At 70.0% G+C, this 12,206-nt stretch carries 11 protein-coding genes; 2 read left to right on the forward strand and 9 right to left on the reverse strand.

What is annotated here, in order from left to right:
• Nucleotides 1-9: 9 nt before the first annotated feature.
• From SACE_RS12980 to SACE_RS38160, 6 genes are all read right to left on the reverse strand, one after another.
• Nucleotides 10-1,506, reverse strand: a complete 1,497-nt coding sequence (locus SACE_RS12980; RefSeq protein WP_009947668.1) for an ABC transporter substrate-binding protein — start codon at nt 1,504-1,506, stop codon at nt 10-12.
• A gap of 43 nt (nt 1,507-1,549) precedes the next feature.
• The gene (locus SACE_RS12985) at nt 1,550-2,833 is read right to left on the reverse strand and encodes an MDR family MFS transporter (RefSeq protein ID WP_009947667.1); all 1,284 of its coding nucleotides are present in this window, start codon (nt 2,831-2,833) and stop codon (nt 1,550-1,552) included.
• Nucleotides 2,830-3,558, reverse strand: coding sequence for an ABC transporter ATP-binding protein (locus SACE_RS12990; protein ID WP_009947665.1), 729 nt, complete (start codon nt 3,556-3,558; stop codon nt 2,830-2,832). Before SACE_RS12990 ends, SACE_RS12985 begins: the two co-directional genes overlap by 4 nt.
• A 74-nt stretch (nt 3,559-3,632) precedes the next feature.
• Nucleotides 3,633-4,487, reverse strand: a complete 855-nt coding sequence (locus tag SACE_RS12995) for an ABC transporter ATP-binding protein (protein ID WP_044547879.1) — start codon at nt 4,485-4,487, stop codon at nt 3,633-3,635.
• A 101-nt stretch (nt 4,488-4,588) separates the two neighbouring features.
• Complete coding sequence (locus tag SACE_RS13000) at nt 4,589-5,077, reverse strand: GNAT family N-acetyltransferase (RefSeq protein WP_011873785.1); 489 nt, start codon at nt 5,075-5,077, stop codon at nt 4,589-4,591.
• Nucleotides 5,078-6,071: 994 nt separating this feature from the next.
• Nucleotides 6,072-6,410 (reverse strand): hypothetical protein, encoded by a 339-nt coding sequence (locus tag SACE_RS38160; RefSeq protein WP_162131616.1) that lies wholly within the window; start codon nt 6,408-6,410, stop codon nt 6,072-6,074.
• Between SACE_RS38160 and SACE_RS13005 the strand changes: the two genes are divergently transcribed.
• The gene (locus tag SACE_RS13005) at nt 6,394-8,631 is read left to right on the forward strand and encodes a tetratricopeptide repeat protein (RefSeq protein ID WP_162131617.1); all 2,238 of its coding nucleotides are present in this window, start codon (nt 6,394-6,396) and stop codon (nt 8,629-8,631) included. The two genes, SACE_RS38160 and SACE_RS13005, sit on opposite strands and share 17 nt — an antisense overlap.
• Nucleotides 8,632-8,681: 50 nt before the next feature.
• Here the strand turns inward: SACE_RS13005 and SACE_RS13010 are convergent, their stop codons facing one another.
• The 3 genes from SACE_RS13010 to SACE_RS13020 form a co-directional block, all read right to left on the reverse strand.
• On the reverse strand, nt 8,682-9,443 hold the full coding sequence (locus tag SACE_RS13010) for a VOC family protein (RefSeq protein WP_009947658.1): 762 nt from the start codon (nt 9,441-9,443) through the stop codon (nt 8,682-8,684).
• An 83-nt stretch (nt 9,444-9,526) separates the two neighbouring features.
• Entirely contained in the window at nt 9,527-10,444 is a 918-nt protein-coding gene (locus SACE_RS13015; RefSeq protein WP_029621723.1) for an aminoglycoside phosphotransferase family protein, read from the reverse strand.
• A 351-nt stretch (nt 10,445-10,795) separates the two neighbouring features.
• Nucleotides 10,796-11,161 carry a DUF6463 family protein gene (locus SACE_RS13020; protein WP_009947655.1) on the reverse strand — a complete coding sequence of 122 codons (366 nt, stop codon included), beginning with the start codon at nt 11,159-11,161 and terminating at the stop codon, nt 10,796-10,798.
• A gap of 59 nt (nt 11,162-11,220) precedes the next feature.
• On the opposite strand from SACE_RS13020, the gene SACE_RS13025 reads away from it, so the two are divergent.
• Nucleotides 11,221-11,775 carry a TetR/AcrR family transcriptional regulator gene (locus SACE_RS13025; RefSeq protein WP_009947654.1) on the forward strand — a complete coding sequence of 185 codons (555 nt, stop codon included), beginning with the start codon at nt 11,221-11,223 and terminating at the stop codon, nt 11,773-11,775.
• Nucleotides 11,776-12,206 lie beyond the last annotated feature (431 nt).

Raw genomic sequence — 12,206 nt, forward strand, 5'->3', positions numbered from 1 at the left:
TCAGCGGCCTCATGCGCCCGGAGCCGTTTCCGCGGTGATCAGTCGACGGTCGAAGCTGTCCTGGGCGACGCCCTGAACACCGGGTGCGACTCCGATGCGAGTGCGCTCGTGGGCGAGGGGGATGACCGCGTCGTGGGCGAGCACCTGTGAGGCGATCCGCACCGCCGCCTGCTTGCGCTGCTCCGCATCGGCAGCGCCGGCTTCGGCGACGGCGGCGTCGAGGGCGGGATCGCACAGCATCGAGAGGTTGTAGCTGCCCCCGCAGGTCCAGTCGGTGCTGAGGTAGCCGACCGGGTCGCCGGTGTCGACCGCGTACGAGCGGGTGCCGATGACCACGTCGTAGTCACCTCGAAGCATTTCGGACTCCAGGGTGGAGTATTCCTGGACGACCACGTTCTCGACCGTGAATCCCGCGGAGCGCAGGTTCTCGGCGACTACCGAGGCGATCTCGGGGAGTTCCGGTCGTTCGTCGTAGGTGGCGATCCGGAGCGGCTGCCCCTGCGGTGTTGCGGGAGCGGTTCCGTGCTGCTGAGCAGGAGGTTCCGCCGCCCACGTGCTGGCGGGCCCGAACAGGCCCTTGGCGGCATCGGCTTGGCCGGCGTAGACGCCCGCGGTGATCTGGGCCGGGTGAACGGCGTCTCGAGCCGCCGCCCGCAGCGCCGGATCGGCCAGCGTCCCCTTCCTCGTGTTGAGGTGGGCGCTGACCAACCGCGGCAGCGGGAAGTCGAGCACCTGGTGGCCGGTGATCGTGGGCAGTTGGGAGACCGGCACGGTGTCGATGATGTCGACCTCACCTGCGCGCAGCGCCTTGGCCCGGCTCGCGCCGTCGGCGATGAAGCGGGCGTCGACCCCGGAGGCCTTCGGCGCACCGCCCCAGTACTCCCGGTTCGCACTCAGCGTCGCGCTCGTGGCCCCTTGGACGCTGTCGAGCACGTACGGGCCGGTGGCGGCGCGAACGGGGGCCGGTGCGGTCGGATCTTCGCGGTAGGCCGACGGTGCGAGGATGGCCAGTCCTGGTGCGGTGAGCCGTTGCGCGAGGATCGGGTCGGGCTTGGTGGTGGACACGTCCAGGGTGCGCTCGCCGGTTGCTGCGGCGGACAGTTCGACGCCCTTGAGCGCGCGCGGTGGGGTGGTTGCCGCGGCGGCGTGGTTGAGCGCGGCGCCGGCGTGCTCGGCGGTCAGCGGTGTGCCGTCGTGGAAGACCACCCCGGGGCGCAGCGTCATCCGCAGGGTGTCGGGGTCGATCTGCTCCCAGCTCTCCGCCAACGCGGGGCGGGGTGTGCCGTCGGGGTCCAGGGCGGTGAGGGTTTCGGTGACGCCGAGCTTGCTGAGCAGCACTGCGTCATCGCTGTAGGGGGACATCTCGGCGGCGGGCTGGAACGCCATCCCCACGCTCAGCCGGTCGGCCGTGCCCGTGCCGGGGCTGCCGGCGAAGCAGCCGGAGAGGAGGAGGGCGCCTGCCAGCAGGCTCGCGGCGAGGGCGGCTCTGTTCGGGCGCACGGGCATGGGTGCGGATCTCCTTGGACGTGGACGGATGTTCCGTAGGACTCTAATGAGAACGGTTTTCATTCGGGTAGTGCCGGGCGAGCACGAGGAGGGTGAGACCTCCCACGGCGGGCAGGGCGGCCAGGAACAGCCACGGCACCGCGGCCGCTGCCGCCGGTTGTGCGGCGAGGTCGAGCAGTCCGCCCGCGGCGCCGCTGCCGACCAGGACCGCGAGTCCGCCGGCTGATGACAGGAAGCCGTAGTAGGAGCCGAGGTTGTCTTCGCGCGCCAGTCGCGGCACGAGGTCCTGGGCCACCGGAACGGCCAGCATCTGGCCGAGGGTCAGCAGCACCACGAACGCCACGGCGGGTGCGAGGCCGAACGGCCCGGGCGGGGGTGTCCACGGTGCCCACGCCGCGACGACGGCGAAGGCGAGGCTCAGCAGGCCGAAACCCAGCGGTAGTGCCCGGGTCGCTCCCAGTCGCGTGCGGGCCCATCGCGCGAGGGGGATCTGGCCGGTCACGACCATGACCGCGGCGAGCGCGAACATCCACCCCAGCGCGGATTCCGCCCCGACGCGTTCGAGTTCGACCGGAAGTGCCAGGTAGAGCTGGTTGTAGCTCAACAGGTAGGCGCTGTAGGCGGCGGCGAAGAGCAGGAACGTGCGGTTGCGCGCGATGTCCGACCAGCCCGCCTGCAACGGGCGCCGTTCGTCCCGGGCGCCACGGGGCAGCCATCGTGCGTGCGCGGCCAGGATGAGCGCGAAGACCGCTGCGGCCGCCGAACAGGTCAGCCCGAAGTCGACGCCGAGGAGAGCGGTGCCGAGCAGCGGTCCGGTCACCGCGCCGATTTCACCGCACACGGCGAACAGTCCGAACAGCTCGGTGCGGGTGATGATCCCGCGGTCCTCCAGCGCCGCGCCTTGCGCTGCCAGCGCGGATTCCACCGCTGGGGAGAACAGCGCTGCGGCGAATCCGATGAGAACGGTTCCGGTCAGGACGGTGCCGAGATCCTCGGCCGCGGCCAGCACCACGAACCCCACGATGCGCAGGACGCATCCCGTCAGCACGGTCGGCCTGATCCCGAAGCGGTCGGTCAGGGCGCCACCGAGCACGAACAGCCCTTGCTGGCTGAACGTGCGCACCCCGAGCACGACGCCGATGGCCCAGCCCGCCATCGCGAGGTCCTTGGAAAGGTGCACTGCCAGGAACGGGACCACCAGGTAGAAGCCCACGTTGAAGGCGAGCTGGGTCAGCAGCAGCAGTCGGGCGATGCCGGGCAACTGTGCGAACTGAGCCAACAGAGACCAGCGGCGCACGACGGGATTCCGCCGGGTTCCGGCGGTCACTCGACAACTCCTTCGGAGAGGCAGGAGCTCAGGCGCGGGACGGAGTCGAGCAGTGTCCGGGTGTAGTCGTGTGTGGGGGAGCCGAAGACGTCGTCGGTGCTGCCGTGCTCGACGATCTCGCCTGCGCGCATGACCATGACTCGATCGCAGAGCCGGCGCACGACGGCGAGGTCGTGGGTGACCAGGAGCAGGCCGAGGCCCTCGGGTTCGACGAGATCCCGCAAGCGGCCCAGCACGCGCGAGCGAACCGATGCGTCCAGCGCGGTGACCGGCTCGTCGGCGAGCAGGAAGCGCGGCGACGGGGCCAAAGCGCGGGCGATCGCGATCCGTTGCCGTTGTCCGCCCGAGAACGCGGCGGGACGTCGGCCGGCCATCTCCGGCTCCAGCCCGACCAGGCGCAGGACGTCGGCGACCCTCTGTTCCCGGTCGACTGGCACGCGCAGGTACCGGAGGGGCTCTGCGATGGCGTCACCGATCCGCATCCGGGGATTCAGCGACGACCACGGGTCCTGCGGGACGAACTGCACCTCGGAGCGAAACCACCGCAACGACCGCGCACCACCCGGCTGCACGGGTTGGTCCCGGTAGGACACGGTGCCCTCGTCCGGGGCTTCGAGCGCGAGCAGCATGCGCAACAACGTCGACTTGCCGCACCCGGATTCCCCGACGATGCCGACCCGCTCGCCTGCGTGGAGTTCCACGTCCACCCCGTTGAGGGCGTGCACGCGGGGCGCGGACCCGAGCCATCCCGACGACGACGTCCGATAGCTACGACGAAGTCCCCTCGCAAGCAGCATCCTCACGACACCGCCTTTCGCTCGTGATGTCGTGGGGGTGCCTCCAGCGACAGCGCGCTTTCGACGAGCTCGACGGTCTGCGGATGTTGCGGTGCGCGGATCAGGTCGGTCATGGGGGCGTGCTCGACGATCGTGCCGTTGTGCATGACCATCGCGCTCGAGCAGAGCTGGGCGACCACCGCCAGATCGTGGGAGATGAACAGCAACGCCGGAGCATCGTCGCCGTCGGCGATGTCGGTGAGCAGTGCCAGGATGTCCGCCTGCACCGTGACGTCGAGCGCGGTCGTCGGTTCGTCGGCCACCAGCACCGCCGGTCGGCAGGCCAGCGCCATCGCGAGTGCCACGCGCTGGCGTTGGCCTCCGGAAAGCTGGGGCGGACAGCACCGCACCGCCCGCTCCGGGTCGCTGAACCCGACACGCGCCAGCATCTCGATCGCGGCGGCATGCGCCTCGGACCGCGCCAGGCCGCGGTGCCGGCGCAGGGGTTCTGCCACCTGCCGCCCGACCCGCACCAGGGGGTTCAGCGCGGACAGCGCGTCTTGGAAGACCATCGCGATGGAGGCGCCCCGGAACTGCGCGCGCCGTGACTCGGGCAGACCGAGCAGTTCCTCGCCGTCGAACCGGACGCTGCCACCGGCCCGGGCCCCGGTCGGCAGCAGGCCAAGCAGCGCGAGCCCGGTCAGCGACTTTCCCGACCCCGACTCGCCGATCACGCCTCGTCGTTCACCGCGGCCCAGGCGGAAATCGACTCCGTCGACGACTCGGCGACCACCGAGCTCGACGGTCAACCCCTCGACCTCCAGCACCGGACGATCATGCTCCGCCCCGGTCGCCACGCACGCCTGTCCACGCTCCATGTTCACATGATAATCATTTCCACATTTTGATCGGTCGTTGCGTCCGTTATGCGCGCTTCCGGCGTTGTCCGGGGCCGAGACGAGTGCGTGCGGAAGGGGCCTCAGTTCCGGGCGTGGTCGCCCGGGGGCGGGAGAGGGATCTCGAAGTGGATGATGGCGTTGTCGGTGCCGGTTCCGCGCTCGTCGTGGATCTCCTTGGCGAGGCTGCGCCAGAAGGGCTCGGCGCCTTCGATCGCGGGGTCGGTGTGCAGGTAGAGCGTGTCGTACGTGCCGGAATCGGCGACGAACCCGCAGGCCAGGTCGACCAGGGCGCGGGCAAGGCCGCGGCGGCGGTGGGCGGCGCGGACGTAGGTGCGGCACAGCTGCGCGGTCGACGGGCGGTCGTAGCGTTCGGCGAGCCATTGCGGGTTGGGTGGGCTCTTCGGGCCACCGGCCCGCAGCGCGGCCGTTCCCACGACCTCGTCTCCGAGCGCCGCCACGAACAGCGCCTGCCCCGGCGTCCGGAAGTAGGTGTCGGTCATGTTGATCACGTCGGCGTGCCATTCGGGCACATATCCGTGCCCCATGACCAGGTAGAACGTGTCGAGCATCAGCGCGCGAGCGCCCTCGAGATCGGCAGGCCGCGCCCGCCGGACCACATACTCTGCGAGACCCCGAGCCTCTTCGTCCGACACGTTCCACCCTCCGAGTAGCGCAGCCGATGCGGACGTAAATGCTAACAAGTTGCTGTAGCAGTTACTTGGCGACAGAATTCAACGGCCTCCCCCAGTGGGCAAAAGTCGCTCTGCCCGTCGCGGTGACCGTTGCCGCCCTCGAACGAGCACTGACGCTCCGAAGCCACTGGCTGACGCGGATAGGCGGATAGTCCCGTCAGTTCTGGATGTTTGAGCTAGTTCGCTCGTGGTGGGTGATCGTTTCGAACCGGTTCAGGTGGGGCTGCGTAGGTTCGGTCATCAACAGCAGCAACCAGAGACCGCAGATGAACGACACCAGCACGATCTGCGGGTCACCCCGTTGGCCCCTGCGGTGATGGGTCCGATCCTGGCGTCCTCATGCCAGGAGTCGTGGGGCCGCGGCGTGCCGGAGCTGACGTGGACAAGCGCCGCCGCTTCGGGCTTGGTGCCCGCGGTTCGAGGTGGCCGGGTCGGCGAACACCTCGGGAGAGCTCTGCCGACTAGACCGGTTCTCTGAGATCCCGGGACGGTAGCCGACCGGCGACTACGAGCCCGGCGATGCCGAGAATGCCGAGCGCGATGCCGCCGATCAGTCGCGGCGTCTCGACCGCTGAGCACGCCGCCGCTGCCGACTGCCGGGTCTTCCTCGCCGAACAGGTCGCTAGTAGAGCGCGATTCGGGGGACCAACAGGAGCCACAGCGCGAAGCCGAGCGCGACGACGGCGCGAGCCGCACCCACGGGCGAAGATGTCGAAGTGGGTTCAAGCCGCGAACGCTAGGTCCGCGCCTGCGGGACCGGTCCTGCCCTGACCGGAAGATGCCGTCCAGCCGCGCATGCCACGCCGCGAGCGGCGTCCGGCCTCGGGGCAGGGGACGATTGTTGCGGTACAGGACCGGTCTGCCACGCCGGCTACTGCAGATGGCAGGCCGGCGTGGTGGCTGGGCGCGACAACGCTGAGGCTGGGGCGGTGAACCGGGCGGAGAACGTGCACGCCAGCGGCACCGTGAACATGGTGCAGGCCGGCCGCATCGACTCGGTGACCTTCGGCTCGACCGGCCCCGGCAGGACGGCCTCGGCGGTGGTGACTCCACTGCCTGCGGCGTCGGTGGTGGCCGGTGAGGTGTTCGTCGGCCGTGACGACGAACTCGCGCGCCTGCTGGACGCGCTGGCGCCTGCCGAGCACACCGTGGACGTCGGGGTGGGGCCGGTGGTGGTCTCGGCGGTGTCCGGGATGGGTGGGATCGGCAAGACCACCCTCGTCCGCCGCGCGGGAGCCCAGGCGGTCGAGCGGGGCTGGTTTCCCGGCGGGGCGGTCGTGGTCGACCTCTACGGCTACGACCCGGACCCTGGGCAGCGGATCCAGCCCGGCCAGGTGTTCGGCCCGCTGTTGCGGGCGCTGGGTCTCGATGCGCGCGATGTCCCGGCATCGCCAGGCGAACAGGCTGCGGTGTATCACCGCGTGCTGGGCCAGTGGGCGGAGAAGGAGCGGCGGGTGCTGGTGGTGCTGGACAATGCCTCCACCAGCGACCAGGTCCGGGATCTGCTGCCCCGGCAGGGACCGCACCGGGTGGTGGTCACGACCCGCGACACGTTGACCCTGCCCTCGATGCAGCGGCTGGAGCTCGACGTCCTGGCCACCGGCCACGCCCTTGACCTGATCACCCGAACCCTGCGCCACGAAGACCCCTCCGACCCCCGGGTGGGACGTGACCCGGCGGGGTTGCAGCGGGTCGTGGAGCTCTGCGACGGGCTGCCGCTGGCGGTCGGCGTTGCCGCCGCAGTGCTGGCCGACGAGCCGGACTTGACCGCGGGCGAGCTCGTGGAGGAGCTCGAGGCGGCCCGGCTGCCGACACTGGCGCGCGGGGACACCTCGGTCGTGGCCGTGCTGTCGCTGTCCTGGCACCGGCTCGGCGACAGCAGTCCCGACGCTGCCCGGCTGTTGCGTCTGATCGCCATGGCACCGGGGCCGACGTTGTCGACCGAGGCCGCCGCCGTACTCGCCGAGGTCGCCCCGGCGCGGGTGCGGCCGTGGCTGCGGACGCTGCGCCAGGCCCATCTGCTCCAGCAGCGGCCCGGGATGCGGTGGGCGCTGCACGACCTGGTCCGCCACCACATACGTGAGATCGGCGGGGTCGACACGGATGCGGCGGTGGACCGGCTGCTGGATTTCTACACGTCCACCATCGGCGAGGCCGACACGTATCTGCGGGGCTTGCCCGGTCAGCCGGCCTCAGGCCGGTTCAGCGGCCGCGAGGAGGCGTTGGCCTGGCTGGAGGCTGAACAAGCCACCCTCGTCGCCGCCGTCACCCACGCGGCCACCACCGGTCGGCACAGCCACACCACCGGGCTGGCCGGAGGTCTGGCCGTATATCTGGATTTGCTGCGCTATCACGCCGACATGCTGACCGCCACGCAGTACGCTCTCGACACATACCGCGTGCAGGGCGATCGCCACGGCGAAGCCCGGGCGTGGAACAACCTCGGCGTCGCCTTGCGTCACCTGCGGCGGTTCGACGAGTCGCTCGCTGCGCATCAGCGGTCGCTTGAGGGCTACCAGGAGCTGGGCGACCGCCGCGGCGAAGCCTGGGCGTGGAGCAACCTCGGCGTCGCCTTGCGTCACCTGCGGAGGTTGGACGAGGCGATCGCCGCGCATCAGCGGGCACTGGAGGGCTACCAGGAGCTGGGCGATCGTCACGATGACGCCGCTGCTCGGACCAACCTCGGGATTGTCCTTGGCGATGTGCGCAGGTTCGACGAGGCCGTCACCGTGCACCAGCAAGCCCTGAATGCGTATCAGGAGTCGGGCGATCGTCACCGCGAAGCCATGGTGCGCAACAACCTCGGCATCGCCTTGCGCCACCTGGGGAGGTTGGACGAGGCGATCGCCGCGCACCAGCGGGCGCTCGAGGGCTACCAGGAGGTGGGCGACCGCCATGGTGAGGCCCGGGCGCGGAACAATCTCGGCGTCGCCTTGCGTCACCTGGGGAGGTTGGACGAGGCGATCGCCGCGCACCGGCAGGTGCTCGAGGGCTACCAGGAGCTCGGTGACCGCCATGGCGAGGCCTGGACGTGGAACAACGTCGGCCTCGCCCTGGGCAAACTGGGACGGTGGGACGAGGCCGTCACCGTGCACCAGCAAGCGCTCGAGATCTACCAGGGGCTCGGCGACCGCCGCGGCGAAGCCATGGCATGGGGAAACCTCGGCAACACCTTGCGTCGGACGCGGCGGTCGGCCGAGGCCATCATCGCTCGCAAGCAAGCACTCGAGGCCTACCAGGAACTCGGCGACCGACAGGGCGAAGCCAGGACGTGGCACAACCTCGCCCTCGCCTTGAGCGAGACAGGACAGCAAGACCAGGCGCGGGAGGCTGCCGAACGAGCCCGCCAGGCATACCTGCAAGCTCGCGACCCCGACAGCGCCGCCGCGGTTGAAGACGAGGTGCCGGGATCAGGACGACCGCACCCGTGATCGGGCGCGGGGGTAGCGGGCCGACGTCCCACTGCCGCCGGCTGGTCCGCTCAGGCGGGGGCGCTGACGGCGATGACCCCGCCCTGCGGGTCGGTGATGACCGCATTGCGGAAGCCAGTTGTGTCGAACGGCGCCATCAGGACCTTCCCGCCCAACGAGGTGGCATGCTCGGCGATCGCGTCGGCGTCGCGGACGGCGAAGTTGATGCTCCAGTGCGGCGGAACCGCGAGGCCGTCGGTCGCGGTCAGGAGGGCGACGACTTGGCCGGCGAGCAGCCACTTGGAAAACGGTGCGCCCGGCACCGGCTCGAGCTCCCAGCCGAACGCGGCGCCGTAGAAGCTCTGCGCTTGCTCGGGGTCGGTGCTGTGCAACGAGCTCATCGCCCAGGTGCCGGGTTCACCGACCAGCTCTGCGCCGGTGCGCGCGCCCGCTTGCCACAGGCAGAACGGGACGCCGGTGGAGTCCTTGAGCACCGCGAGGCGCCCGTCGGAGCCGGTGTCCGTCGGCCGGAGGAGGTGCGTGCCTCCGGCTGCTTCGGCTCGGACGACCGCCTGCTCGAGGTCGTCGACACGGACGTGGGTCATCCACATCGCCGGGGACGCGGGAGGTGCTTGTCCGATCCCGGCCACGCGGTGCCCGCCCAGGCGTGCGGTGAAGTACTCGCCTTCGACGAGCCCGGTGGGCATGGGCGTGGCCTCGTCGAAGCTCCAGCCGAACAACTGGCCGTAGAACCGCAGCGCAGCGCGCGGATCGGGCTGCAGCGTGTCGACCCAGCACGGCGCTCCGGCCAGGTAGTCGTCTTTCTCGGCCATGGGCGTCCTTTTCGTTCGATGGTCAGGGCGTTGCGGACGGCTGACCCCAGGCGCCGGTACAGCCGTGGATCGGGGCTGCTGCACTAGGATCGAGTCGCGGTGAGGCGTTGCAGGGCTGCGACTCCTGGCGGTCCCCATGTGGCTTTTCCTCCCGGTCGGCCGTGGACGCCGGCATCGCCGATGAGCATGCAGGCGAGCGCCTTCGTCAGTGCCCAGCCGCGAGCGCGGCGCAGGGTCGCCGCGTCAGCAGCCGGCGAGTAGCTCTGGTGGAAACGGTCGATGACCCCGTCGGGCAGAAGTATCCAGCAGGCGGCCAGGTCGCAGGCCGGGTCCCCGGCGCACATGTCGCCGAAGTCGACCACGCCGCAGAAATCGCCGTCTCGTGTCAGAAGATTCGCCGAGTGCAAGTCCCCGTGCAGCCACAGAGCCGGGCCTGTCCACTTCGGCGCGGCCAGCGCATCACCCCAGACTTCGCGCACGGCGTCCGGGTCGGAGATCAACCCACGATCGGTTGTCTCCTTCAACAGATGTGCGAAGCCTTCGTCGACATCGGCCAGCGGACCACCTCGGCGGTTCCGGCCGGCAGGCGCATCGTGAGGCGCGGGCTGGTGCAGCGCTGCCAGGAAAGCCGCCAAGTTATCGGCTGCCTCGGCACCGCGAGTCGCAGGGGCGCGGTCAGCAGGTTCACCGGCGACCCAGGTGGTGACGATCCAAGGGCGCGGGAACCGCTCGCAAGGCCGGCCCAGACGCTGTGGAACAGGTATCGGCAAGGGGAGGCGCGGGGCTGTGGCAGGCAGCAAGGCGTGCTCTTTGAGGAGCAGCTCGTCTGCGTCCTGAGTGGCCCAGGGCAGCCGGATCGCGAGGTCGTCGCCGAGCCGCCACAACTGGTTGTCCCAGCCACGAGCCCCCAATGTCAGCGGCAAGTCGGCGAGGTCGGGATGCTGTTCGCGGAGCAACTCTGCAATCAGATCTGCGGTGATCTCATTTCCAGTGTCCGGCACAGAAGCAACCGTAGCCCTGGAACGACCGGCCGTTGGTCGAGGCTGTGCCCTTGTGACGCCGTCTCTTCGCCGGTAGTGGGAAGGTTGGTACCCCTGGCGGTAGATAAGTACGTGCGTCTGTGGGCTGCTGCTGACGGTGGTCTGCAGCCCACAGACATCAGCGTGGTTCGTCTCGGGCTCAAACGTGGGTCAGGTTGGCGCTCTGCCGGGAACGGGGACGCTCGACGGTCTCCCTGATGAGCAGGATGCCTGACAGCTCACGGATTCCCGAATCCCCAGCTGTAGACCCATCCTCACACCACGTGCAACGCCGCGATCCCGGACAGCGCGACCGTCACCCCACCAGCGAGCTCAGGCCCCACAGGTCACCTGCCGCGATGCGCGCAACGCGACCGCACCGAGCGCCAGGACCAGCCAGCCGCCGGTGATCGGCTCGATCAGGCACATGGGCACGCTGATGCCTATCAGCGACCAGCCGAGCGATGCGGGTAACCGCCCGGTCTCGCGGACGACCCAGGCCGCCAGCAGGCCCCAGCCGAGCCAGCTCAACCCCGTGATCATGAACCACAGGTTCAGCCCCCGCTGGTGGTCGCCGAACTGGACGGTGTTGACGAACCCTTCGCGGGCGATCTCGTCCCAGGTGTTGGGCAGGAGCAGGCCGACGGCGACGTGCACGACCGCGATGCCGATGAGCAGACGGGGGATCCAGCGGAGCATGCAGCACATCTCGCTTTCCGTACGGTGCCGTATGGACTGCCATACGCTACCGTACGGGAATGGGACTGACACGTGCGGACTGGATCGAGGCGGCACTGGAGGCACTGGCGACCCAAGGACTTCCCGCCGTCGCGGTCGAGCCCCTGGCCCGGCGACTGGGCACGACGAAGGGCAGTTTCTACTGGCACTTCAGCGACCGCTCCGACCTGATCGGCGCCACCCTGCAGCACTGGGAGCAGCGCGACACCGACGACCTGATCAGCCGCATCGAGGAGATCGAAGACCCGCGCGCACGGCTGGCATCCCTCCTGCGCTCGGCCACCGGCGCCTCGGCCAGCGGTCAGGACGCCGGCGTGAAACTGCTCGCCGTCGCCACCGACCCGCGGGTCGCGCCCGTGCTGGACCGCGTCACCGGCAAACGGCTGACCTTCCTGACGCGCCTGTACCGCGAGCTCGGCCTGTCCGAGCACGAATCCGTCCGGCGCGGGCGACTGGCCTACGCCCTCTACCTGGGCACCGGCGACCTCCACCAACTCCTGCCCGCTGACCGCAGCGAATCCGAACGCGCGGCGTACCTGGACATGGCCGAACGTCTGCTGGTCGGCAACCTCTAGTCGAATCCACAGCACTCGGGAGCGTGCCGTGGCCGGCCCGGCCTGTGACGTCGCTGCGCAACGCGGTTGACGAGATCAGCTTCACCTGTTGCGCTCGTATGGTGAGCGCTACTGTCGCGGCCAGGCGCTGCCGCGCCTGCGCGCCCGTCGGGCAAGCCGTGCCCGGAGAGGGCGCTCGTGATGCAGCAGGCTCGGACCACCCGGTATTCAGCACGGCCCGGATGGCAGTGATGGTCGCCAGAAGGCGCGGGTTCTCGTGGACGGCCGGCCCAGCGTCAGGACGTGCGAGTGCGCGCCGAGCTCGGCCCGCCCGACTCCGAGAAGCTGGGCTGCTGCGCTGAGCTGGAAAGCTGCGCTGCCTGCGCGATCCCGACGCGCTCTTTCGCGGGCAGGCGCTCGACTTCTGTAGTTGTTCCCGGCTTGTTCAGGCG

Source organism: Saccharopolyspora erythraea NRRL 2338 (genome assembly GCF_000062885.1).
GTDB lineage: Bacteria > Actinomycetota > Actinomycetes > Mycobacteriales > Pseudonocardiaceae > Saccharopolyspora_D > Saccharopolyspora_D erythraea.